This window comes from Bacillus sp. ILBB4 (genome assembly GCF_035064545.1).
GTDB lineage: Bacteria > Bacillota > Bacilli > Bacillales > Bacillaceae_H > Priestia.
The window spans coordinates 813273-834823 of sequence record NZ_JAIQVD010000002.1 but is presented as its reverse complement, the minus strand read 5'-3'; the positions used below and the strand labels follow the sequence as shown (position 1 = coordinate 834823).

Below are 21551 nucleotides of genomic sequence, written 5' to 3'. Positions count from 1 at the left end.
CTGAAAAAGAACTTTTAATTGAAGGAAGAAATGTAAAAGGGGAGATCTTGATGAAAGCTTTACTGCTAGAAGGCAAAGGGAAAGTAAGTGAGATGAAAGTCGGAAATATCCAAAAGCCGCATCCAGCTAAAGGTGAAATTTTAGTTAAAATTAAAGCTACTGCCCTGAACCCTGTAGATTATAAAACAGGAAACCGCGGCAATCCTAGTTGGACATATCCTCACGTATTAGGACTTGATTCAGCTGGCGTTGTCGAGGAAGTGGGAGAAGAAGTCACAACTGTCAAAGTCGGAGACCGCGTTGTATATCATAGCGATTTATCAAAAAAAGGCGGGTTTGCACAATACGGAGTGACAACAGCCCACACAGTTTCTCTTATTCCGCAAGGAGTTTCATTCGAAGACGCTGCGGCTATTCCATGTGCGGGATATACAGCATATCAAGCATTGTTTCACAAAATGAACGCTTCAAAAGGTCAAACGATTTTAATTCACGCAGGTGCTGGAGGGGTTGGAGGGTTTGCCATTCAGCTTGCCAAAAATGCAGGCCTTACAGTGCTCACAACCGCATCTTCTGCCAATCATGAGTTTGTAAAAAGTTTAGATGCTGATTATGTAATCGACTACCGTAAAGAAGACTTTGTGAAAAAAGTGCTGGAGCTTACCGATGGAATCGGTGTAGATTTAGTCTTGGATACCGTTGGACGAGACAATGCAGACGAGTCGGTAAAGGCTCTTGCTTTTAATGGTCAAATTGCATTCATCGCAGGACCGCCTAATGTAAACGATGCGATTTCGTTTGTGCACCCACTATCGTTTCATCAAGTTGCATTAGGAAGTGTACATCAGTCTAATAACGTAAAAGAACAGCGGAAGCTTGCTGAGATGGGAAATAGAATGCTTTTGCTTTTACAAGAAAATAGGCTAAATGCACTCGTGGAAAAAGTCATTTCACTAGAAGAAGTGCCAGCAGCATTAGATGAACTGGCGACTCGTCGAGTAAAAGGGAAAATTGTAGCTGTAATAGATAAATGATAGAACGAAAAAGAGATTGAGACATAACTACATCAATTCAATCTAAAGACAAACAAATGGAATAAAGGAACTCGTATCGACCATTTATTACACCGCTGTTGATTTCCGTGCAAGGCTTCGCTTTCCGCGGGCGGCCGATGAGCCTCCTCGTTGCTTGCGCTCCTGCGGGGTCTCATCTGTTCCGCTGTTCCCGCAGGAGTCTTCGCCTTGCTCTCCAATCAACAGCTAGAAGCAACTAATTGGATGAACCCTACGTTTACCAACACAATGAAAAGGTCCGAACAATTACTCGTTCGGACCTTCCTTAAACTAACATACTTTTTATTTTACCTCTTTTAAATCGTAAACTGCTGCGTATAGAGCTTGTGATAAAACCCTTGTTTTTCTAGCAGCTCGCGATGATTTCCTTCTTCAATAATTTGTCCGTCTTTTAAGACAAGGATTTGATCTGCATTTTCAATCGTTTTAAGGCGGTGGGCAATCACAAAGCTTGTTTTTCCTTTTAATAGATTACTCATTCCTCTTTGAATATCAATTTCTGTTTTTGTATCAATGTTGGAAGTAGCTTCGTCTAAAATTAAAATATCACAGTCAGAAAGCATGGCTCGAGCAATCGATAAAAGCTGCTTTTGACCTTCACTTAAATTTCCTCCGCCAGCTGAAATCACGGTATTGTATTGCTGCGGCAGATGCTTGATAAACGAATGAGCATTGGCCATCTTTGCGGCGCTTTTAACTTCTTCGTCGCTGGCGTCTAACCGGCCAAATCGAATATTATCCGCAATCGTACCGGAAAATAAATAGGTATCTTGAAGAACAATGCCGATTCGGTTTCGTAAATCATGGATGTTATAGTCACTGATGGAACGTCCGTCAATTTTAATGTCTCCGTTTGAGATGTCATAAAATCGTGTGAGCAAGTTAATGATTGTTGTTTTACCAGAACCTGTCGGACCGACCAAAGCAACCATTTCACCTTTTTTTGCTGTCAGTGTAACATCTTTTAAAATCATTTTTTCATCGTTATAGCCAAATGATACGTTCTCAAAAGCAACGTCTCCTGCAAATTTTGTAACAGAAAGAGCGTTTGGTTTGTTTGTGACGTCCGGCTGCTCATCCATAATCGCAAACACGCGCTCTGCGCCAGCAATAGCCGAAAGAATGGTGTTTACTAAGTTTGCCATTTGACTGATTGGGCGAGAGAACTGACGTGAGTAGTTAACAAATGAAGCGATCATCCCAACTGTAACGCTACCTTGAACAGCCATAAATGCTCCCGCTCCAATCACTAGTGCTAAGCCTAAGTTGTTAATAAAGTTTGTGACAGGACCTAAAAAGCCTGAAAATGTTTCCGCTTTTGTTGCTGAACTTCTCAGCTGTTCATTTCGTTCATTAAAAACAGTTAAAAAGTCTTTTTCCTTACTAAAAAGCGTAACAACTTCTCCTCCAGAGATTGCTTCTTCTACAAAGCCGTTTAGCTCACCTAAATCTTTTTGGCGTTTGACAAAATTTTCACTGCTTCGTTTTAATATTTGTCGAACGATTATAACCATCAATGGAATAACAATCAGCGTGATAATGGCAAGAATCCAGTTGAGCGAGAACATCGCAATGGTAATGCCCACTAAAGACAAAATAGAGGACAGAGCCTGAATAACGCTTTGACTCAGAGCGTTGTTTAGATTATCAATATCATTTGTGACTCTGCTCATTAACTCTCCGTGAGCTCGTTTGTCAAAAAAGCGAAGGGAGAGAGTCTGAAGCTTTGCAAATAAATCTTGGCGGAGCATTCCAATAGTCGTAAACGAAACGTTCACCATTAAATAGGTTTGCAGCCATGTTAATAAAGATGTCGTGATATAAATTCCTGCAAGAATAAGGGACATTCGTATCGTCCCGCTGATATCTTTAGGAATAATATGCTCATCAATAATAACCCCAATTAAATAAGGGCCTAATAAATTAAGCAGGGAAGTCACAATAACTAAGATTATCGCAGCCGCAAGCGGAGGTTTTCGTTTCCCCATATATGACCAGATTCTGTACAGTGTTTTTTTCGCATTCTTTGGCTTAACTACAGGGCCTTTCATCATTCCTCTAGGGCCGCGAATAGAGCTCATTTGATTTTTACCTTGATTATTCACTAGGCAACACCTCTTTTCCGCCTTGTGCAAGATAAATGTCGTAATAAAGAGAGCGATAACGAAGCAATTCTTCATGAGTCCCTTGTTCAGCAATTTTGCCTTCATCCATGACGATAATATGATCAGCGTGGAGAAGAGACGAAATTTTAGAAGCAATGATGATAACGGTCGCATCAGCAAACTCTTCTTTTAAATGTTTTAGTACCTGTGCTTCTGAGACAGCGTCTAATGCCGAAGTTGCATCATCGATGACCAGGATAGCGGGCTTTCTAACAAATGCACGCGCGATTGAAAGACGCTGCTTTTGCCCTCCTGATAAATTGGTCGCCCCTCGCGTTAAAGGATACTCATATCTTTCTGGGAGTTTTTCAATAAACTCCGTTGCGCATGCAAAATCCGCAGCATCTTCAATTTCTGAGGAAGAAGCATGATCTTTTCCCATTCGAATATTCATATCAATCGTACCGGTAAACAGCGTAGCTTTTTGAGGAATAAACCCAATGGATGAGCGAAGCTCTTTTACGTCATAGTCCGTAAGATTTTTTCCATCTACAAAAATTTCGCCGCCATCGGGATCATATAAGCGGGAAATAAGTTTTGCAAGCGTCGACTTTCCGCTTCCAGTAGAGCCAATAATGCCAATGGTTTCCCCGTGTCTAGCAGTAAACGAAATATCTTTTAATACGTTTTCGCCATTTTTACTATAGCTGTATGTAACGTTTTGAAACGATAGATCACCTTTAAGTCTGTTGATTTGAGCAGCAGAGTTTGCTGGAGGAATGTCTATTTTTGTTTTTAAAACAGAATCGATTCGTTCAGCTGAAGGGAATGCGCGTGTAATTTGCATCAGCACCATGCTGCTTGACATAAGTCCGTTTAAAATAATCGTTAAGTAATTAATAAAAGCTAAAATCACACCTGCTTCAATTTTTCCTGCTTCGACTTGAAGTCCTCCCAGCCATAGAGTAGCTACCATTCCGATATTTACTACAAATAAAATAACGGGCATTAAAAGCGAAATAAGCTGAACAGCACTCATATTAGCTCGCGTCAAGGAACTGTTTGCTTCTTTAAACTGATTGATTTCATACGATTCTCTTACATACGCTTTTACTACACGCATCCCTGATAAATTTTCTTGGACTTTTGTGTTTACACGATCAACGCTTTGCTGAACTTTTTTAAAAAGTTTTCCAGCTTTCGTGATCACAAACCAAATGCATAAAAATAAAATAGGGACGACCACGACGATAATAGGAAACAAAGAACGAGCGGTTAATAACACGATGACAATACTTCCTGCAAAAAGTAAAGGACCTCTAACTAATACTTTGAGCGTCATATTCAATGCGTTTTGAACACTCGTTACATCATTTGTGATGACGGTAATTAAGTGACCAGTCCCTAGTTTGTCTCTGTTGCTGTTTGAGAGGTTTTCAATCTTTTCAAAAAGGGATTTCCGAATATCGGTAGAAAAATTTACTGCCGCTTTTGTGCTAAGGATGGCGCAGACGATACCGGCAGCTAAACCAATGAGTGCTAACATGAGCATAAGGATACTTCGGGTGATAACATATGTTTGATTGTTGTTTGCAATGCCATAATCAATGATATGCTGCATAATAGTAGGCTGAAGAAGGTCAGCTAACACTTCAATTACCATCAATAGCGGGGCAAACAGCGCGAGCCATTTGTAAGGTTTTAAGTAAGGGTACAAAGATTTAATTGTATTCACACATTGTGGCACTCCTTTCTGTAAAAAATATGGTAACATAGAATAAGTTTAGAAGTTTGTTTCAAGCACCATTTATTATACGCCAATGCAAGCAGAAATCCACTTTTTGAGAGGGTCAGGTATGCAATGAATCAAACATTACGAGTACATCATCCGCTTTTTGGATCTTTGTTATATGACTCGGCCTGGGTTGGAGAAAAACAGGTCACTTTCTTTGGACAAAAACAACAGGTGTTGCTGACAATTGATGGAGATAAAGAGAAGCCATTTCAAAAACGACAAGAAGAGGCCTTTCAAGCATTTTGGCTTCAAGGTGAATTATTGTTAAAGAGGACGGAAAAAGCTCTTTTTGATTATTATCAACAGGTGCGAGATGAATACAGAACTCAAGTTGAAAAAGACGTGGTAGATTTATTAGTTCCGAATGTAAAAAAGCGAAAAGACATCGGGTTTTTAGTTGAGTGTATTCAAATCTTTGTTCCTGAAGCACCTCATGATACAAGAGAACTTGGTTTGTTTTTTGAATGTACGTGGGAAGAAGAGCATATGTTAGCTGTAAAGTTTAGAAATGAACAAATTTCCGCTATTGGTTTACAAGAAGATTTATTCTAGTAAAAAGCCTTGAAGCAACCTGCTTCAAGGCTTTTTGGCATTAATGTTTGACGGGCTCTTCGATTCCCATACCTGTATTTGCTTTTACTAAAATCTCATCAAATTTCTTTTCGTCTGCTTTTTTAGACGAAAGAAGTGTTCCTATAAAAGCAGCTAAGAAGCCTAGAGGAATAGAGATAATACCAGGGTTTGTTAATGTGATGAGCGGTTCACCTACAAAGATAGCAGCTCCAGGCTCAGGTGCCCACACGTTTGGACTAATGGCAACTAAAAACAGTGAGCTGAATAGTCCAACCAGCATGCCAGTGACTGCTCCTGCTGTATTAAAGCGTTTCCAAAAAATAGTAAGAAGAATAATTGGCAAGTTAGCGCTCGCTGCTACAGCAAAGGCAAGTGCAACTAAAAATGCTACGTTCATGTTTTGAGCAAATAATGCAAGAATAATAGATAGAATGGATACTCCAATAGAAGCCCATCGTGCAGCCACTACCTGTTCTTTTTCAGTTGCAGCTCCTTTACGGAGAATATGACTATAGAAGTCGTGCGCGAATGCTGAAGCTGCTGAGAGCACCAGCCCAGCTACAACAGCTAAAATCGTAGCAAAAGCTACAGCTGAGACAAACGCAAAGAGAAAGTCTCCGCCAAGAACTTGAGCGAGCAGGGGAGCTGCCATGTTTCCTGCTGCATTTGCTTTGATAATATCATCGTACCCTACAAATGCAGCAGCACCGAACCCTAAAAAGATTGTCATAATGTAAAAAACGCCAATGATCCACGTTGCATAAATAACAGACTTTCGTGCGGTGATGGCATCTTTTACTGTAAAGAAACGAATAAGGATATGAGGAAGGCCTGCTGTACCAAGAACAAGAGCTAAATTCAACGAAATCATGTCCAGCGGATTTTTGAATTTATTTCCTGGATTTAAAAAGCCGTCACCAAGAGGAGTTGCGGTTTTCATCTCAGAAAACATTTTAGCTAAGCTAAAATCAAATTTTGAAAATACAATAATGGAAATAATGAACGTACCAATCATCAGAAGCAAGGCTTTGACAATCTGCACCCAGCTGGTCGCCGTCATTCCTCCAAATACAACGTAAACCGTCATCAAGACGCCGACAATCAAGACAGAATACACGTAATCTAGACCAAGTAATAAATGAATTAATGCTCCTGCTCCAACAAGCTGTGCAATCATATAAAAAATGGAAATGGTGATCGTGTTTAACGCAGCAACTCCCCGCACTTTCTTTTCGTTAAAACGAGCTGCTATCATATCTGCCATCGTGTACTTTCCCAAGTTGCGAAGTGGTTCAGCTACAATGTATAACACGACGAGATAGGCAACTAAAAAGCCGATGCTGTAAAAAAAACCGTCAAATCCAGAAAGCGCTACCATTCCAGCTATGCCTAAAAATGACGCAGCAGACATATAATCTCCGGCAATCGCCATGCCGTTTTGCCAGCCGGTTAAACTTCCATCTGCTGTATAAAAGTCACTGGTCGTTTTTGTCCGCTTGGATGCCGCATACGTAATGATTAGCGTAAGACCTACAATGGCTAAAAAAAGTGAAAAAGCTAGTACGTTCATTCATTTAACCCCCTATTCAATTTGCAGCTTCTTTTTTTATCGTGTCAACAAGTTCATCAAATTTCGAGGCTCTTTTTGTGTATAGAATGCATAGGGTCCAGGTCATCACAAACTGTGCAAAAGCAAATACCCATGCCCAGGTCATAGAAGCAAAAGCTGGTTTGTTTAAGACGGTTGTGTAAGCCGTTAAGATAGGCAAGGTAAAATAAAAAGCAAGAAAAAACAGAGAGAGCGGTAAAATAAAATTGCGTTTTTGTTTCAAAAGCTTTTGAAATGAAGCAGACTGTACAATTTCTGTGTAATCAGGAGAGGAAGAAGCATTGTTTACCTTCTTTAAAGAATTTTCATTCATCGCCAAGCGGAATTCCCCCTTTGATAATAAATAGATGAAGCGAAAAGCTTCATATCACTTGAATTATATTATTTTCGGAATAAAAAGTAAATTCTGTCTTTTTGCGAGAATGGTAACTGTGTAAGTTTTTTAATATACTGAAGGTTCACAATAAATGCATACTGCCATAATAAAAAAAAGAACAACATTCAATACAAAGGAAAAATCATTCGCAAAAGAAATGTTGAAATTCATCCTTAGTTTCTTTTATATATAAGGCTTTTCTTTATTATTTAAACGTTATTTGGTTGTTTGATCTTTTGAAAAAGAAGAGAAGATGATGATAAAATCATAAGCACACAATAATGCTTAGAGAGGAAACAGGTTGAGAAAATAAGCTATTATTTAGAGATGGTTATAAATAGACAAGATATTATGAAAGATTTCTATATGAATGATAATTTTTCTTTATAGTAAACAAATAATGTGACTACTTATATAAAAGAGAAAAGGTGAAAGAATGGCATTTGGAATTAAACGCCCGGAATTAAACGCATGGAAAGCAGCTGTTAAGCGAGGAGAGATCGCATTTTTAACTCATTATTGGCTTGATGAGCGTTTTCCACATGCAACTACCGTAACAAAAGTAGGTTGCAGTGACTTAAATAAGCTGATTAAGTGGGGAAAAAAGTATGGTATTCCCGCTAAGTATATTGATAATCGATCCGGCTATCCTCATTTCGATTTACTAGGCGAGCGTCAGAAAGAAATTATGAAAAAGGAAAATCTGTTGGAGCAGCTGAAGCGATTTGAAGAAGTTAATGAGTGAGAAGCAAAACTCATTTAAAAAACTGTAAAAAAATTCTATTGTTAAGGCTTTTTTTTATGTTTAAATAGAAAAAACAGTGGAATAGATTAAGAAGAACAATTACGTCATGTATTCTCTCTTATAGGGAAAATAAATTAGAAAAGTTTCCCTATTTGATACAATAAAGAGCTTTGCTTTATAATAAAATTGTTGTTCGGATAAAAGGAGGAAGAAGGGCATGTCCGAGGTTGGAACTTTAAAAAAAGGATTAGATATCTTCTCTTTGCTTTTAAACCGTCCGAATATGACTATTCCAGAAATGATGGAAGCGCTCGGTTTTAATAAGAGTACGATGTATCGTCTTGTGAGCACGCTTGAACAAAATGGATTTATTGTAAGAAACCCGTCTAACCGCTATACGGTTTCACCACAACTGGTGCTGGCACTCGTGCAAAATACGATGCATACGAACTATGAAATGAATTGGCTGTCTGTTCCTGCTATGCAGAAGCTGAGTGAAGAGACCAATGAGACCATTTACGCGGGAATTCTCCATCATAAACAAATGGTTACAACTCAGGTGGTGAACGGGCAATATAGCACTCGTACGCATTCCGAAGTAGGAAATAAAAAGCCGCTTCATGCAAATGCTATTGGGAAGTGTATTCTTGCTTATCAAGAGGACAGCGTGCAAAAATCTATTCTTCACGAACTTTCGCTTGAAGCTTATACAGATCGAACGATCACCGAGCTGGACGAGCTTGAAGCTGATTTGGCTTTAAGTAAGGAAAGAGGATATGCTGTCGATGATGAAGAACGGGAGCCTGGCGTTCGCTGTATTGCAGCCCCTATTTTCAGAAAAGGAAAAATAATGGCGGCTATTGCTTTATCAGGTCCATCCGTTCGTATTTCACAAGAGAAAGACGAAAAGCATGCTGCACTTGTTAAACAGTGCGCAGAACAAATTTCACAAGCAATTACTCTTTACGAATAATTCAACAGTAAAAAAGGGGATGAACAGCAACATGGAAAACTTACAGTCAACGACGACCTTAGCAAACGGCGTTAAAATGCCTTGGTTAGGTTTAGGTGTTTATAAAGTAGAAGATGGTCAAGAAGTTGTAGATTCAGTTAAATATGCAATCAAAGCTGGATATAAAAGCATTGATACGGCTAAAATTTATGAAAATGAAGAAGGCGTGGGACAAGCGATCAAAGAATCAGGTGTTTCTCGCGAAGAACTATTTGTTACATCAAAAGTGTGGAATGCAGATCAAGGATATGACACAACTCTTCAAGCGTTTGAAACAAGCTTAAACAAGCTGGGTCTTGAATATTTAGATTTATACTTAATTCACTGGCCAGTTCAAGGTAAGTATAAAGATACGTGGAAAGCACTTGAAAAGCTTTATAAAGACGGGAAAATTCGTGCAATCGGCGTATCGAATTTCCAAGTTCATCATTTAGAAGACTTAATTGCAGATGCAGAAGTCAAGCCGATGGTAAACCAAATCGAATTTCATCCACTTTTAACACAAACAGAAGTGCGTGAATACTGCAAAAAACAAGGAATCCAAGTGGAAGCATGGTCACCGCTTGCACAAGGTGAGCTGCTTGATAACGAAGTGTTAACTCAAATTGCTGAAAAGCACGGAAAATCAACTGCTCAAGTTATCTTACGTTGGGACTTACAAAACGAAGTAGTAACTATTCCTAAGTCAACAAAAGAACATCGTATTATCCAAAATGCAGACGTATTTGATTTTGAATTAAATGCAGAAGAAGTTGAAAAAATTAACGCATTAAATCAAAATCATCGCGTAGGTCCAGATCCGGATAACTTTGACTTTTAATTTTAAAGCAAGACTAAAACGTCTTGTAAGATAAATAATAAACAAAGCGCTATTGTCATTCATGCAGTAGCGCTTTGTTTATTAAAAAGTAAATGTGACGGTTGAACGAGGAGGAAAAGTAATGAAAATGTCAGGAAACACTCTTTTAATTACGGGCGGAGCATCCGGAATTGGGTTGGCGCTTGCAGAACGTTTTTTAAATGAAGGAAATGAAGTCATTATTTGTGGAAGAAGGGAATCAAAGCTGCAAGAAGCAAAAGAAAGATTCCCTTCATTACATACAAAAGTGTGCGACGTATCAATGGAAGAAAGCAGAGTAGAGCTAGTAAAATGGGTGACTGAAAGGCTCCCAAAATTAAATGTTATTGTGAATAATGCAGGCATTCAGCAGCGCGTAAATCTTTTACATATGCACGAAGAGTGGCAGTATTACGAAAAAGAACTAATGAGTAATGTAAGTGCTCCTATTCATTTAACGGCGTTATTGATTCCTCATTTCGTTCAGCAAGAACGTGCTGCGGTTATTAACGTAACGTCCGGGCTGTCTTTAACACCTGGAGCATGGGTGCCGATCTACAGCGCAACAAAAGCAGCGTTAAGGTCGTTTACGATTAGTTTAAGACATCAATTAGAAGAAACAAATACCGAAGTGATAGAAATTCTTCCTCCAGCCGTGAACACGGATTTAGGAGGACCGGGACTTCATACATTTGGAGCACCGCTTGATGACTTTGCTGATTCGATATTTGAAGAATTGAAAAAAGGTAAAATCGAAATTGGCTATGGAGATAGCGCTAAGAGGCTTCAAGCTTCCAAAGAAGAAATTGAGAAAGCTACAGCACAGGCTTGGAATGGATTTTTGAAAAATAATCCTGAATTTTAAAGGCAGCAAATAAAAAGCTTCCTAAACTCGTCAAGAGTAGAGGGTCATAAAAAGCGTGTGTCCATAAAATAAATGAACACACGCTTTTTGGCATTAACGATCCACAGTTTGTCTAATTCGTTTTTCCATTTTTTCAAGCATGCGGAGGTACTCATCCTGTTCTTCAGGAGTTAGAGCAAAAAGCATGTCTTGCCAAAATAAATTTCGCTGCTCAATTACATAGTTCACTAATGTTTCGCCAGCCTCTGTTAAGGATATCCATACAATCCGGCGGTCTTTTTGATCACGTACGCGCTTAATGAGTGCATCATCTTCTAATTGATTTAATAAAATGGTAGTAGCCCCGGAGGTTAGCTTTAGATTTGAAGAAATTTCGGCTACCATACGTTTAGAGCTGGCTCCAATGAATTTTAGAATTAAAAATTTCGTAATGGTCAAATTATAGGGTTGCTCACTGATTTTATCTTCCAGGAGCTTTCGCTTGAGTTCAAATAATGAGGTTTTAACTTGGTCAAGTTTTTCTAGTTTATCTATTAACTGCTGATCCATTATAATCACCTTTTCTTTATTATTATAGGTGTTAAACAATTGCTGCTAGTTACCTATTGTGGTTTATGTATATAGGGAGTTTGTTCCGAAAAAAGGAGCTGTTTTTGTGTATAATCCTATGCTTATATATCTAACTTTAAAGTAAAGTAAAGTACTTGTAAAGAAACCAAAACTTTTAAGTTGTATTTCAGTTAAAGATGTAGTAAAGTATTCAGTCGGGAAAACTTTATGAAACATAAATGTTTAGTTTTGAAAATAAATTAAAATCAAAGTTATTTACAACTAAATATCTTTGTGATAAAGTTATCTAGCGTAATACTTAACTGAATGAAATATTAAGGAGGTAAAATAAATGTCAAGAGGGCGTTTAATTTTAATGAACTTTATCGGAATTATTGTAGTATTAGCTTTAATTATTGGTGGGGGATACTATTATATTCAAAAATCTAATTATGTATCCACAGACAATGCAAAAGTGTCCGGCGACCTTTATACAGTAGTAGCGCCAGCGGCAGGTAAAGTAGCAAGCTGGAACGTTGAAGAAGGTAAAGATGTTTCAAAAGATGATGAGGTAGCTAAAATCCAATCAGAAGATGGAGAAAAAACAGTTACAGTACCAGAAGACGGTAAAATCATCAAAACACAGGTAAAAGAAAATCAAATGGTTCAAGCTGGTCAACAAATTGCTAGCGAAGTAGATATGAATAACTTATTCATCATTGCAAACATTAAAGAAGACAAATTAAAAGATATTGAAGCTGGCGATGACGTTGATGTAACAGTTGACGGAGATACTAAAACAACAATCGATGGAAAAGTAGAAGAAATCGGTTATGCAACAAACTCAATTTTCTCATTAATGCCAAGTTCTAATTCAGACGGCAACTATACGAAAGTATCGCAAACAGTTCCTGTTAAAATCTCTATTTCTAACTACTCTGAAAACGTACTACCAGGTATGAACGCAGAAGTTAAAATCTCTAAAAACTAAGAACGTACATGATTAAGAAGAGAAGAAAGGAGGAAGGAACTGATGTCAGCAAACACGATACAACCAGAGGAAAGCTCAGTTAAAAAGCATATTCCGCTGCTAGTCGTACTTATGCTTGGATTGTTCTTAGCAATTTTAAACCAAACGCTGCTAAATGTTGCGATTCCGCATCTGATTACAGAGTTTGGCGTTACGGCTAATACGGCACAGTGGTTGCTTACAGGATATATGCTTGTAAATGGTGCGCTTATTCCATTATCAGCCTATTTAATTGAACGTTTTGGCGTTCGTCGCTTATTCTTATTTGCAATGGCCTGCTTTACAATAGGGGCACTTATCTGCGGAATTGCGCCGACTTTCTCGCTTATGCTAATCGGACGTCTGGTTCAAGCAGTCGGAGGCGGAGTGCTAGCACCTCTAGTTATGACCATTATCGTATTTATTTTCCCTCCTCATATGCGCGGAAAAGGAATGGGTATCTTTGGTTTAGCCATGATGTTCGCTCCGGCAATTGGACCGACGCTTTCAGGATGGGTTATTCAGAACTATGACTGGCACATTTTATTTACGGGAATGGTGCCACTAGGTGCGATCGTACTTATTATTGCAGCTTTTAAATTAAAAGATATTAAACCACCTCAAAATGTAAAAGTAGATCTAATTTCTGTGTTTACATCTCTTGCAGGTATGGCTTTACTTCTATACGGCTTCAGTGAAGCTGGAAACGATGGCTGGACGGATTCAGTTGTATTGTCAACGATGATTGGCGGTATTGTCTTATTAATCATCTTTGTCGTGCAGCAGCTTCGACTTAAGAGTCCATTACTTGATGTGAGAGTATTTAAATACAGTATTTTCTCATTATCTAATATCATTAGTATTGCCATCACAATTAGCATGTATGCTGGTATGTTCTTATTGCCAATTTACTTGCAAAATATTCGTGGCTATTCAGCGTTTGATTCAGGTTTATTAATCTTGCCTGGTGCACTTGTTATGTTAGTTATGTCACCAATTTCTGGTACACTGTTTGATAAATTAGGACCGCGTCCACTAGGGATTGTCGGGATGTTGATTACGGTTGTGACAACATTTGAATTTACAAAATTAACGCTTGAAACACCGTTTAGTCATATTGTTATTATTTATATGATCCGTGCATTCGGTATGTCATTATTGATGATGCCAATTATGACGGCTGGTTTAAATCAGCTGCCGGCAAAATTAAGCAGCCATGGTACATCAATGGCGAACACGCTTCGTCAGGTGAGTGGTTCAATCGGTATCAGTTTAATGACTACAATCTTTACAAATCGCACAACATATCATGTGAATGAAATGAGCAGTTCAATGACTACATCCGATCCATTCTTTATGAATAACTTCCAGGTATTTGTTCAAAAGATTGCTCAAACGCTTCACCTTTCTCAAACAGAGGCGCAAAAACAAGCTTTAACAACATTAGCTGGAAAAGTTCAAGCGCAAGCAACTGTACAAGGAATTAACGACGCGTTTTACTGGACAGTTATTATTGCCATTATTGGATTGATTTTAAGTTTCTTCCTACGTGATGTTCGTAAAGATGCAGTAGTAGAAGTAGAAGAGACAGAAAAAGAAACAACAGACGATATTCGTATGTTACCGGCACCAAAAGATATGAACTCATAAGCAACGGAGGGATAAAGGATGAAAATTTGTATCGTATATGATAGTGAAGGCGGACATACAGAGGCATTAGCAAAAGCGATTGCTTCTGGCGCCGAGCTGTCTGGAGAAGCAAACGTATATGTAAAGCATGTCGAAGATGCAGATGTACGTGAACTGCCTGAAATGGATGCTATTATTTGGGGCTGCCCAGGGCATTTTGGAACAATTAGTTCAGGGTTAAAAACGTGGATCGATAAATTAGGTTATCTATGGGCAGAAGGTAAATTAATTAATAAAGTAGGTGCGGTGTTCTGTACAACAGCTACAACGCATGGTGGCTTAGAAGCGACGCTTTTAAATTTAATTACACCGATGCTTCATCAAGGTATGATTATTGCTGGGTTACCAGGTAACATCCCAGAAAATGCGCTTTACGGTACTTATTACGGTGTTGGAATTACTTGTCCAATCGAAGGTGACGAATTATTAACAGAGAACGACCAAGCGCTAGGTAAAGCATTAGGAGAACGTGTTGTTCAAGTGACTAAACGAATGACACAAGGACAGTAGGTGACGGTATGTTAGGTATTTTACTGATCGTTGTAGCTGTGATTCTGGTTGTACTAATTATTACAATGAATGCCAAAGCATCATCTTCTAAGCGCCAGCGTACAGTTCCACCTAAAAAAGAAGCGGCTGCTTCAAATGCTCCTAAAGAGCCAAAAGTAGAAGAGAAAAAAGTAGAAGAAGAAAAACCTGCAGCACCAAAAGAAGAGCCAAAAGAGCCGCAGACGAAGACGGAAACAAGAACATCTAGACATAAGAAAGAAAAAGATGTCATGAACGATGATATGTATCGTCAAGTGCTGCAAAAGTTTAGAGAAGGCGAAAAAGACGACACGGTTTTTACAAAAGAGGAACGTGACGTTATGAATGATGACGCTTTTCGTAAGGCTTTAAGATCGTTTAAGAAAAACGATAGTGAATGAGTTTCTTCTATTATAATAGTACGGAATAAAATAGATAGAAAATAGATTATAAGCATTCCGCGAAACCAGCCGCTCTCCCCAGGCTAGGTTTCGCTTGGAGTGCAGCAGGGGGCTGACATGTTAACATCGACTCCCTGATTATAAGAAAGGGGACGTCAAAACATGGAACAGCTCACATTTATTGAAGAGGTCCAGAGAATTTCGATATCCCTTAACAAAAAGGTAATGACAGAGATAAAAGAAAGGTTACTTTCACAAGGGATTACACCTTTTCAATATCATATCTTATTAATTATCGGTAAGTGCAGTCACATTGGGGTAACCAAGCTGGCAGAAGAGATGCGCGTCAAGCCTAGTGCGATTACTCCTGTTATTAATCGTTTAATAGACTTAGAGTTAGTTTCACGCTATCACTCTAAAGAGGATCGCCGTAAAGTAAACATTGAGTTAACAGCTAAAGGTGAACAAGTGATTGAAGAAGCAAATGAAATTGTGCAAAAGATGATTGCTCATTTCTTTTCTTGCTATGAACCGAAAGATCAAGAGCAATTTTTGAAATTATTTAAGAAACTAGACGCTAATATCTAATGAAAGAAAAATCACTTCTTAATGAAGTGATTTTTTTTAATAAAAAGATTGTCATCTTCACTTTTCCATGTTATCATTTGTGTAAACGGTTACATATATGAAGGGAGGGAAATAAGGTGGTAACAATTCGCGATGTAGCAAAAGAAGCAGGCGTGTCCGTTGCGACCGTTTCGCGCGTTTTAAACAGTACAGGATATGTAAAAGAAGACACGCGTGTGCGAGTAATGAATACAATTCAAAAATTAAACTACAGCCCTAACGAGGTAGCCCGTTCGCTTTATACACGTGAATCGCGTTTGATTGGTCTATTGCTTCCAGACATTACAAACCCTTTTTTCCCTCAGCTTGCACGAGGAATAGAAGATGAAGTACATAGCCATGGATTTCGTTTAATTCTTGGCAATAGTGATGAGCAGTTAGAGAAAGAATTAACCTATCTCCAAACGTTTACGCAAAACCATGTAGTAGGGATGATCACGGCAACAACAAGTCTAGCTCAGAAACTATATGAAGGTCTTACATTTCCCGTTGTGTTTTTAGATAGAAGTTCTGATCAGTATCCATCCGTTTATGCTGATGGTTTTGAAGGTGGAAAACTTGCTGCAGAAGAAATAATTAAAAGAGGAAGTAAAAGAATTACACTTATCAAAGGTCCAGTAAATGTAAAGCCTGCCCAGGAACGTTTTCAAGGCTCTCTGTCTGTTTTGAGTCAGTCTGATGCAGACTTTTACGTATTAAATACAAATTCTCTAGCGTTTGACGATGCGCAGAAATGGGCAAAGGAAATCTTTCAAAAGTACCCGGAAACAGACGGGATTATTGCAAGTAATGACATTGTAGCCGCAGCCGTTTTACATGAGGCGTTTCGATTAGAAAAAAGCGTGCCTGATGATCTGCAAGTAATTGGTTTTGATGATATTCCGCAAAGCCGCTTTTCGTTTCCAGCGCTGTCTACAATTCGTCAGCCTGCTTATGAAATGGGCAAGCAAGCAGCATGTCTGTTAATGAAATGCATTAAGAAAGAACCTTTAATTCAAAAGGAAGTACAACTACCCGTTACGTTTATTGAACGAAATACGACACGAAAGGTTGAGGAACATGGCTAAAGTAACTGTGATTGGAAGTTCATCAATGGATTTAGTAGTAACATCAAATATTCGTCCTGGAGCTGGAGAAACAGTGTTAGGAGAATCATTCAAAACCGTTCCTGGAGGAAAAGGAGCGAACCAAGCTGTAGCCGCAGCCCGTCTTGGAGCTGATGTGAGTATGATTGGGTGTGTGGGCGAAGATCATTACGGAAAAGCAATTCTGGAGAATTTCAAATCAAACGGTGTATCTGTGAAAAATGTGAAACCGGTTACAGATTCAGATAGCGGAACAGCTCACATTATACTCGCTGAAGGAGATAACAGCATTGTAGTTGTCAAAGGAGCAAACGATTATATTACTCCAGACTACGTAGAAAAAGCAAAAGAAAAAATTAAAGAAGCTGATATCGTACTTATTCAGCAAGAGATTCCAGAAGAAACGGTTGAATATGTTGCTCAGCTTTGTCAGGAACTTAAAGTACCGCTTTTGTTAAATCCAGCGCCTGCAAGACCATTAAAAGCAGAAGTGATTGAACAAGTTTCTTACATCACTCCAAATGAACATGAAGCAGAGCTTTTATTTGAAGGAAAAGAAAAAGAAGAAGTATTAAAACAGTATCCAAATAAATTGTTTATTACAGAAGGAAAACAAGGTGTACGCTATTTTAACGGCGAGAAAGAAGTATTGGTTCCTTCTTATCAAGTAGAAACGATTGATACAACAGGAGCAGGAGATACATTTAACGCAGCGCTTGCTGTGGCACTTGCCGAAGGAATGGGTTTTGAAAAAGGAATTCAGTTTGCTAATCGCGCAGCTTCGCTATCCGTCACTAAATTTGGTGCGCAAGGCGGTATGCCGACTCGAAAAGAAGTGGAGGAGAGTCTGTAAATGAAACGTCACGGAATGATTAACAGTCATATTACGAAAATACTAACAGATCTAGGTCATACAGACACTATTGTCATTGCAGATGCAGGGTTACCTGTTCCGAGTGACGTGCCTAAAATTGATTTATCTTTAAAGCTAGGGGTGCCTAGCTTTGAAGATGTAGTAGTAGCTGTGTTAGAAGATATGGTTACAGAAAAAATAGTGATTGCTTCTGAAATGAAAGAAAGAAATCAAAAGGCTTACGAGCTGATGGAGAAGCAAAACATCTTAGTAGAAGAAGTATCGCATGAACAATTAAAAATGCTGACAAGCAAAGCGAAAGTTGTGATTCGTACAGGAGAAGCAACTCCTTATGCAAACTGCATTTTACAAGCGGGAGTTATTTTTTAAAAGAGGTGAACAGCATGCATATTGCAATGAGAGGGATTCATAAAGCCTTTGGAGCAAACCGTGTACTAAGGGGCGTGGATTTTGAATTACATGAAGGTGAAGTTCACGCACTAATGGGGGAAAATGGAGCGGGGAAATCTACGCTGATGAATATTTTAACTGGCCTTCATAAAAAAGATCAAGGGCAGATTCTGATTGATGGCAAAGAGACATATTTTCAAAATCCAAAAGAAGCAGAACAAAACGGAATTACCTTTATTCATCAAGAGCTGAACGTTTGGCCTGAAATGACGGTGCTTGAGAACTTATTTATCGGCAAAGAATTAAAAACGCCTTTAGGTTTTTTAAAAACAAAAGAAATGAAAGCGTTAGCAAAGAAGCAGTTTGAAAAATTAGCTGTGACCATTCCTCTTGACCAAGAAGCGGGACTTTGTTCTGTAGGACAGCAGCAAATGATTGAGATAGCCAAAGCGCTGATGACGAATGCAAAAGTCATTATTATGGATGAGCCAACCGCAGCGCTTACTGAAAGAGAAATTCAAAAGTTATTTGACGTAATTAATGCGCTGCGAAAACAAGGTGTATCGATTGTCTATATTTCACATCGTATGGAAGAGATTTTCGCTATTTGTGATTCCATTACGGTCATGCGTGACGGACAGACGGTAGACAAAAAGCCGATTCCAGAAACTAGCTTCGATGATGTTGTTCGCAAAATGGTAGGAAGAGAACTAACAGATCGATTTCCTGCTAGAACTTCTCCTAAAGGAGACGTTGTATTTGAAGCAAAAGGCTTAGAGAGAAAAGGTGTCTTTCAAGACGTTCATTTTTTAGTGCGATCAGGAGAAATTGTTGGCGTTGCGGGGCTAATGGGAGCTGGCAGGACCGAGATTATGCGCGCTATCTTTGGGCTTGATCCGTTAGAAAAAGGCGAAATTATCTTAAATGGAAAGCGTGTCAACATCACAAAGCCCGATCAAGCCATCAAATTGGGTCTCGGCTTTATTACAGAAGACCGTAAGACAGAAGGGCTCGTCCTGGATTTTTCTATTCGAGAAAATATTGCGCTTCCAAGTCTATTCAGCTTTTCGCCAAAAGGATTTATTGAACAAAAAAGCGAGCAGCAATTTGTAGATTTACTTATTAAACGTTTAACGATCAAAACCGAGTCGTCTGAGACGAGTGCGGGTAACTTATCGGGAGGAAATCAGCAAAAAGTAGTTATTGCCAAGTGGATTGGCATTGGACCAAAAGTGCTGATTTTAGATGAACCAACTCGAGGAGTTGACGTCGGGGCAAAACGTGAAATTTATCAGCTTATGAATGAACTGACAGACAGAGGCGTGGCCATTATTATGGTGTCTTCAGAGCTTCCCGAGGTACTCGGCATGAGCGATCGCATTCTTGTTGTGCATGAAGGAAAAATAACGGGTGAACTGACAAGTGAAGAAGCAACTCAAGAAAAAATTATGACATTTGCAACAGGGGGTCAGTAAAATGAAAGCAAACACAGCGATAAAAGAAAATCGCGTTGATAACGTGATGCAAAAGCTAGGTCCGTTACTAGGTCTATTTATTCTTATTGTCATTGTATCAATTTTAAATCCAAGCTTTTTAGAACCTTTAAATATTTTAAACTTGCTGCGTCAAGTAGCCATTAATGCTTTAATTGCATTCGGTATGACGTTTGTCATTTTAACGGGCGGAATTGATTTATCGGTTGGCTCTATACTTGCTCTGTCAAGTGCGTTAATGGCTGGTATGATAGTGTCAGGCGTAGATCCTATTTTAGCTATTTTAATAGGATGTGTGTTAGGAGCTGTAATGGGTATGATTAACGGCTTGCTTATTACAAAAGGAAAAATGGCGCCGTTTATTGCGACGCTAGCGACGATGACAATTTTTAGAGGGTTAACGCTTGTTTATACAGATGGAAATCCGATTACGGGCTTAGGCGAAAACTATTACTTCCAGTTATTTGGTCGCGGCTATTTTCTAGGTATTCCTGTTCCGGCGATTACGATGATACTAGCATTTGCTGTCCTATGGGTGATTTTGCATAAAACGCCGTTTGGCCGCAGAACATATGCAATCGGGGGAAATGAAAAAGCAGCATTTATTTCAGGAATTAAAGTACCAAAAGTTAAGGTTATGATCTACTCACTAGCAGGATTATTGGCAGCGTTATCAGGAGCGATTTTGACTTCTCGTTTGAACTCTGCTCAGCCAACGGCAGGTACGTCTTACGAGTTAGATGCTATCGCTGCAGTAGTACTGGGTGGAACAAGCCTTTCTGGAGGACGTGGACGCATTGTTGGAACGTTAATTGGTGCGCTGATTATCGGAACGTTAAACAACGGTTTGAACTTACTCGGCGTTTCGTCATTTTACCAAATGGTCGTAAAAGGAATTGTTATTTTAATCGCGGTATTAATTGATCGCAAAAAGTCAGCTTAGGAGGGAAAAACATGAAGAAAATTTGGCTCGTGCTATTATCATTTTCATTATTACTGTTAGGGGCTTGTTCACTTCAGCCTCCTGAGTGGGCGAAACCATCTGAAAGTAAAAATTTAAAAGATATTAAAATTGGTTTATCCGTTTCTACATTAAACAATCCGTTCTTTGTTTCGCTAAAAGAAGGGGTACAAAAAGAAGCAAAAAAACTGGGCATGGAAGTAGTTGTAGTAGATGCTCAAAATGATTCAGCTAAACAAATTAACGATGTAGAAGATTTAATGCAGCAAGGTGTTAACATTCTGCTTATTAACCCAACGGATTCAGCTGCTATTTCAACAGCTGTACAATCGGCTAATAATGTAGGCATTCCAGTTATTACGCTAGATCGTTCAGCAGAAAAAGGAAAAGTAGAGACACTGGTAGCTTCAGATAATGTAAAAGGTGGTCAAATGGCTGCTGATTACATTGTGAAAAAAGTAGGGGAAAAAGCTCAAGTAGCAGAACTTGAAGGCGTGCCGGGAGCTTCAGCAACTCGTGAACGAGGAAAAGGGTTCCACAACGTTGCAGATCAAAAGCTAGATATTACGGCTAAACAGTCGGCTGATTTTGACCGTACAAAAGGCTTAAACGTTATGGAGAATGTTCTTCAAGGAAATCCTGGTATCAAAGCCGTATTTGCTCATAATGATGAAATGGCATTAGGAGCTATTCAAGCGATTAACAGCTCAGGAAAAGATGTGCTAGTAGTAGGGTTTGATGGAAACGACGATGCAATTAAAGCGGTAAAAGAAGGGAAGCTAGGAGCAACTGTAGCCCAGCAGCCTGTTTTAATTGGTAAACTTGCTGTAAAGTCTGCTAAAAATGTTCTTCAAGGCAAAAAGGTAGATAAGCAAATTCCAGTGCCTTTAAAACTAGTAACCTCTGACAAATAATAGTTTTATACGTGTGTAGAAAAAAGACGCTCATTTGATT

General features: G+C 38.8%; 23 protein-coding genes. 17 read left to right on the top strand and 6 right to left on the bottom strand.

What is annotated here, in order from left to right; all coding sequences use genetic code 11:
- Positions 1–50 precede the first annotated feature (50 nt).
- Positions 51–1034 (top strand): zinc-binding dehydrogenase, encoded by a 984-nt coding sequence (locus LAV82_RS10370; protein WP_499716038.1) that lies wholly within the window; start codon positions 51–53, stop codon positions 1032–1034.
- 87 nt (positions 1035–1121) lie between these two features.
- Here the strand turns inward: LAV82_RS10370 and LAV82_RS10365 are convergent, their stop codons facing one another.
- The 3 genes from LAV82_RS10365 to LAV82_RS10355 all read right to left on the bottom strand — a co-directional run bounded on the left by LAV82_RS10365 (position 1122) and on the right by LAV82_RS10355 (position 4913).
- Entirely contained in the window at positions 1122–1256 is a 135-nt protein-coding gene (locus LAV82_RS10365; RefSeq protein WP_013055612.1) for a hypothetical protein, read from the bottom strand.
- A 113-nt stretch (positions 1257–1369) separates the two neighbouring features.
- Positions 1370–3154 (bottom strand): ABC transporter ATP-binding protein, encoded by a 1785-nt coding sequence (locus LAV82_RS10360; protein ID WP_035439422.1) that lies wholly within the window; start codon positions 3152–3154, stop codon positions 1370–1372.
- A gap of 16 nt (positions 3155–3170) precedes the next feature.
- Positions 3171–4913 (bottom strand): ABC transporter ATP-binding protein, encoded by a 1743-nt coding sequence (locus LAV82_RS10355; RefSeq protein WP_013055614.1) that lies wholly within the window; start codon positions 4911–4913, stop codon positions 3171–3173.
- A gap of 126 nt (positions 4914–5039) precedes the next feature.
- Between LAV82_RS10355 and LAV82_RS10350 the strand changes: the two genes are divergently transcribed.
- Positions 5040–5525: a DUF6985 domain-containing protein gene (locus tag LAV82_RS10350; RefSeq protein ID WP_013055615.1), complete on the top strand. Its 486-nt coding sequence runs from the start codon at positions 5040–5042 to the stop codon at positions 5523–5525.
- A 40-nt stretch (positions 5526–5565) separates the two neighbouring features.
- Here LAV82_RS10350 and LAV82_RS10345 read toward each other — a convergent pair whose 3' ends face one another.
- A complete protein-coding gene (locus tag LAV82_RS10345) occupies positions 5566–7116 on the bottom strand; it encodes a solute symporter family protein (protein WP_013081928.1) in 1551 nt (516 codons plus the stop codon).
- Positions 7117–7132: 16 nt separating this feature from the next.
- A complete protein-coding gene (locus tag LAV82_RS10340; protein WP_034275644.1) occupies positions 7133–7468 on the bottom strand; it encodes a DUF485 domain-containing protein in 336 nt (111 codons plus the stop codon).
- 499 nt (positions 7469–7967) lie between these two features.
- On the opposite strand from LAV82_RS10340, the gene LAV82_RS10335 reads away from it, so the two are divergent.
- The 4 genes from LAV82_RS10335 (at position 7968) to LAV82_RS10320 (ending at position 10991) form a co-directional block, all read left to right on the top strand.
- On the top strand, positions 7968–8276 hold the full coding sequence (locus LAV82_RS10335) for a hypothetical protein (protein ID WP_499716037.1): 309 nt from the start codon (positions 7968–7970) through the stop codon (positions 8274–8276).
- A 217-nt stretch (positions 8277–8493) separates the two neighbouring features.
- Positions 8494–9249 carry an IclR family transcriptional regulator gene (locus LAV82_RS10330; RefSeq protein ID WP_013055619.1) on the top strand — a complete coding sequence of 252 codons (756 nt, stop codon included), beginning with the start codon at positions 8494–8496 and terminating at the stop codon, positions 9247–9249.
- A gap of 31 nt (positions 9250–9280) precedes the next feature.
- Entirely contained in the window at positions 9281–10108 is an 828-nt protein-coding gene (gene pgoN, locus LAV82_RS10325; RefSeq protein ID WP_013055620.1) for a glyoxal/methylglyoxal reductase, read from the top strand.
- Between the two features lie 121 nt (positions 10109–10229).
- The gene (locus LAV82_RS10320) at positions 10230–10991 is read left to right on the top strand and encodes an SDR family oxidoreductase (RefSeq protein WP_499716036.1); all 762 of its coding nucleotides are present in this window, start codon (positions 10230–10232) and stop codon (positions 10989–10991) included.
- Positions 10992–11084: 93 nt separating this feature from the next.
- Here the strand turns inward: LAV82_RS10320 and LAV82_RS10315 are convergent, their stop codons facing one another.
- On the bottom strand, positions 11085–11540 hold the full coding sequence (locus LAV82_RS10315) for a MarR family winged helix-turn-helix transcriptional regulator (RefSeq protein WP_013055623.1): 456 nt from the start codon (positions 11538–11540) through the stop codon (positions 11085–11087).
- A gap of 352 nt (positions 11541–11892) precedes the next feature.
- Between LAV82_RS10315 and LAV82_RS10310 the strand changes: the two genes are divergently transcribed.
- From LAV82_RS10310 to rbsB, 11 genes are all read left to right on the top strand, one after another.
- Complete coding sequence (locus LAV82_RS10310; protein WP_013055624.1) at positions 11893–12531, top strand: biotin/lipoyl-containing protein; 639 nt, start codon at positions 11893–11895, stop codon at positions 12529–12531.
- 42 nt (positions 12532–12573) lie between these two features.
- Positions 12574–14199, top strand: a complete 1626-nt coding sequence (locus tag LAV82_RS10305) for a DHA2 family efflux MFS transporter permease subunit (RefSeq protein ID WP_098278263.1) — start codon at positions 12574–12576, stop codon at positions 14197–14199.
- 18 nt (positions 14200–14217) lie between these two features.
- Positions 14218–14748, top strand: a complete 531-nt coding sequence (locus LAV82_RS10300; protein ID WP_211078418.1) for an NAD(P)H-dependent oxidoreductase — start codon at positions 14218–14220, stop codon at positions 14746–14748.
- Positions 14749–14756: 8 nt separating this feature from the next.
- Positions 14757–15167: a hypothetical protein gene (locus LAV82_RS10295; protein WP_211078419.1), complete on the top strand. Its 411-nt coding sequence runs from the start codon at positions 14757–14759 to the stop codon at positions 15165–15167.
- Between the two features lie 162 nt (positions 15168–15329).
- Positions 15330–15755: a MarR family winged helix-turn-helix transcriptional regulator gene (locus LAV82_RS10290; RefSeq protein WP_013055628.1), complete on the top strand. Its 426-nt coding sequence runs from the start codon at positions 15330–15332 to the stop codon at positions 15753–15755.
- Positions 15756–15871: 116 nt separating this feature from the next.
- Positions 15872–16861: a LacI family DNA-binding transcriptional regulator gene (locus tag LAV82_RS10285; protein ID WP_211078420.1), complete on the top strand. Its 990-nt coding sequence runs from the start codon at positions 15872–15874 to the stop codon at positions 16859–16861.
- Positions 16854–17732 carry a ribokinase gene (rbsK, locus tag LAV82_RS10280; RefSeq protein ID WP_050689237.1) on the top strand — a complete coding sequence of 293 codons (879 nt, stop codon included), beginning with the start codon at positions 16854–16856 and terminating at the stop codon, positions 17730–17732. The genes LAV82_RS10285 and rbsK overlap by 8 nt, the downstream gene beginning before the upstream one ends.
- The gene (gene rbsD / locus LAV82_RS10275; protein WP_193426467.1) at positions 17733–18122 is read left to right on the top strand and encodes a D-ribose pyranase; all 390 of its coding nucleotides are present in this window, start codon (positions 17733–17735) and stop codon (positions 18120–18122) included.
- A gap of 14 nt (positions 18123–18136) precedes the next feature.
- The gene (locus LAV82_RS10270; protein ID WP_211078421.1) at positions 18137–19618 is read left to right on the top strand and encodes a sugar ABC transporter ATP-binding protein; all 1482 of its coding nucleotides are present in this window, start codon (positions 18137–18139) and stop codon (positions 19616–19618) included.
- 1 nt (position 19619) lies between these two features.
- The gene (rbsC, locus tag LAV82_RS10265) at positions 19620–20579 is read left to right on the top strand and encodes a ribose ABC transporter permease RbsC (protein ID WP_013055633.1); all 960 of its coding nucleotides are present in this window, start codon (positions 19620–19622) and stop codon (positions 20577–20579) included.
- Between the two features lie 11 nt (positions 20580–20590).
- The gene (rbsB, locus tag LAV82_RS10260; RefSeq protein WP_013055634.1) at positions 20591–21511 is read left to right on the top strand and encodes a ribose ABC transporter substrate-binding protein RbsB; all 921 of its coding nucleotides are present in this window, start codon (positions 20591–20593) and stop codon (positions 21509–21511) included.
- The last annotated feature ends 40 nt before the right edge of the window (positions 21512–21551 follow it).

What these genes read in the sequence shown, in the direction of transcription:
- LAV82_RS10370 (WP_499716038.1), top strand. Translation starts at nt 51, where the DNA reads ATGAAAGCTTTACTGCTAGAAGGCAAAGGGAAAGTAAGTGAGATGAAA.
- LAV82_RS10360 (WP_035439422.1), bottom strand. Translation starts at nt 3,154, where the DNA reads ATGAGCTCTATTCGCGGCCCTAGAGGAATGATGAAAGGCCCTGTAGTT.
- LAV82_RS10350 (WP_013055615.1), top strand. Translation starts at nt 5,040, where the DNA reads ATGAATCAAACATTACGAGTACATCATCCGCTTTTTGGATCTTTGTTA.
- LAV82_RS10345 (WP_013081928.1), bottom strand. Translation starts at nt 7,116, where the DNA reads ATGAACGTACTAGCTTTTTCACTTTTTTTAGCCATTGTAGGTCTTACG.
- LAV82_RS10340 (WP_034275644.1), bottom strand. Translation starts at nt 7,468, where the DNA reads ATGAATGAAAATTCTTTAAAGAAGGTAAACAATGCTTCTTCCTCTCCT.
- LAV82_RS10335 (WP_499716037.1), top strand. Translation starts at nt 7,968, where the DNA reads ATGGCATTTGGAATTAAACGCCCGGAATTAAACGCATGGAAAGCAGCT.
- LAV82_RS10330 (WP_013055619.1), top strand. Translation starts at nt 8,494, where the DNA reads ATGTCCGAGGTTGGAACTTTAAAAAAAGGATTAGATATCTTCTCTTTG.
- pgoN (WP_013055620.1), top strand. Translation starts at nt 9,281, where the DNA reads ATGGAAAACTTACAGTCAACGACGACCTTAGCAAACGGCGTTAAAATG.
- LAV82_RS10320 (WP_499716036.1), top strand. Translation starts at nt 10,230, where the DNA reads ATGAAAATGTCAGGAAACACTCTTTTAATTACGGGCGGAGCATCCGGA.
- LAV82_RS10315 (WP_013055623.1), bottom strand. Translation starts at nt 11,540, where the DNA reads ATGGATCAGCAGTTAATAGATAAACTAGAAAAACTTGACCAAGTTAAA.
- LAV82_RS10310 (WP_013055624.1), top strand. Translation starts at nt 11,893, where the DNA reads ATGTCAAGAGGGCGTTTAATTTTAATGAACTTTATCGGAATTATTGTA.
- LAV82_RS10305 (WP_098278263.1), top strand. Translation starts at nt 12,574, where the DNA reads ATGTCAGCAAACACGATACAACCAGAGGAAAGCTCAGTTAAAAAGCAT.
- LAV82_RS10300 (WP_211078418.1), top strand. Translation starts at nt 14,218, where the DNA reads ATGAAAATTTGTATCGTATATGATAGTGAAGGCGGACATACAGAGGCA.
- LAV82_RS10295 (WP_211078419.1), top strand. Translation starts at nt 14,757, where the DNA reads ATGTTAGGTATTTTACTGATCGTTGTAGCTGTGATTCTGGTTGTACTA.
- LAV82_RS10290 (WP_013055628.1), top strand. Translation starts at nt 15,330, where the DNA reads ATGGAACAGCTCACATTTATTGAAGAGGTCCAGAGAATTTCGATATCC.
- rbsK (WP_050689237.1), top strand. Translation starts at nt 16,854, where the DNA reads ATGGCTAAAGTAACTGTGATTGGAAGTTCATCAATGGATTTAGTAGTA.
- rbsD (WP_193426467.1), top strand. Translation starts at nt 17,733, where the DNA reads ATGAAACGTCACGGAATGATTAACAGTCATATTACGAAAATACTAACA.
- LAV82_RS10270 (WP_211078421.1), top strand. Translation starts at nt 18,137, where the DNA reads ATGCATATTGCAATGAGAGGGATTCATAAAGCCTTTGGAGCAAACCGT.
- rbsC (WP_013055633.1), top strand. Translation starts at nt 19,620, where the DNA reads ATGAAAGCAAACACAGCGATAAAAGAAAATCGCGTTGATAACGTGATG.
- rbsB (WP_013055634.1), top strand. Translation starts at nt 20,591, where the DNA reads ATGAAGAAAATTTGGCTCGTGCTATTATCATTTTCATTATTACTGTTA.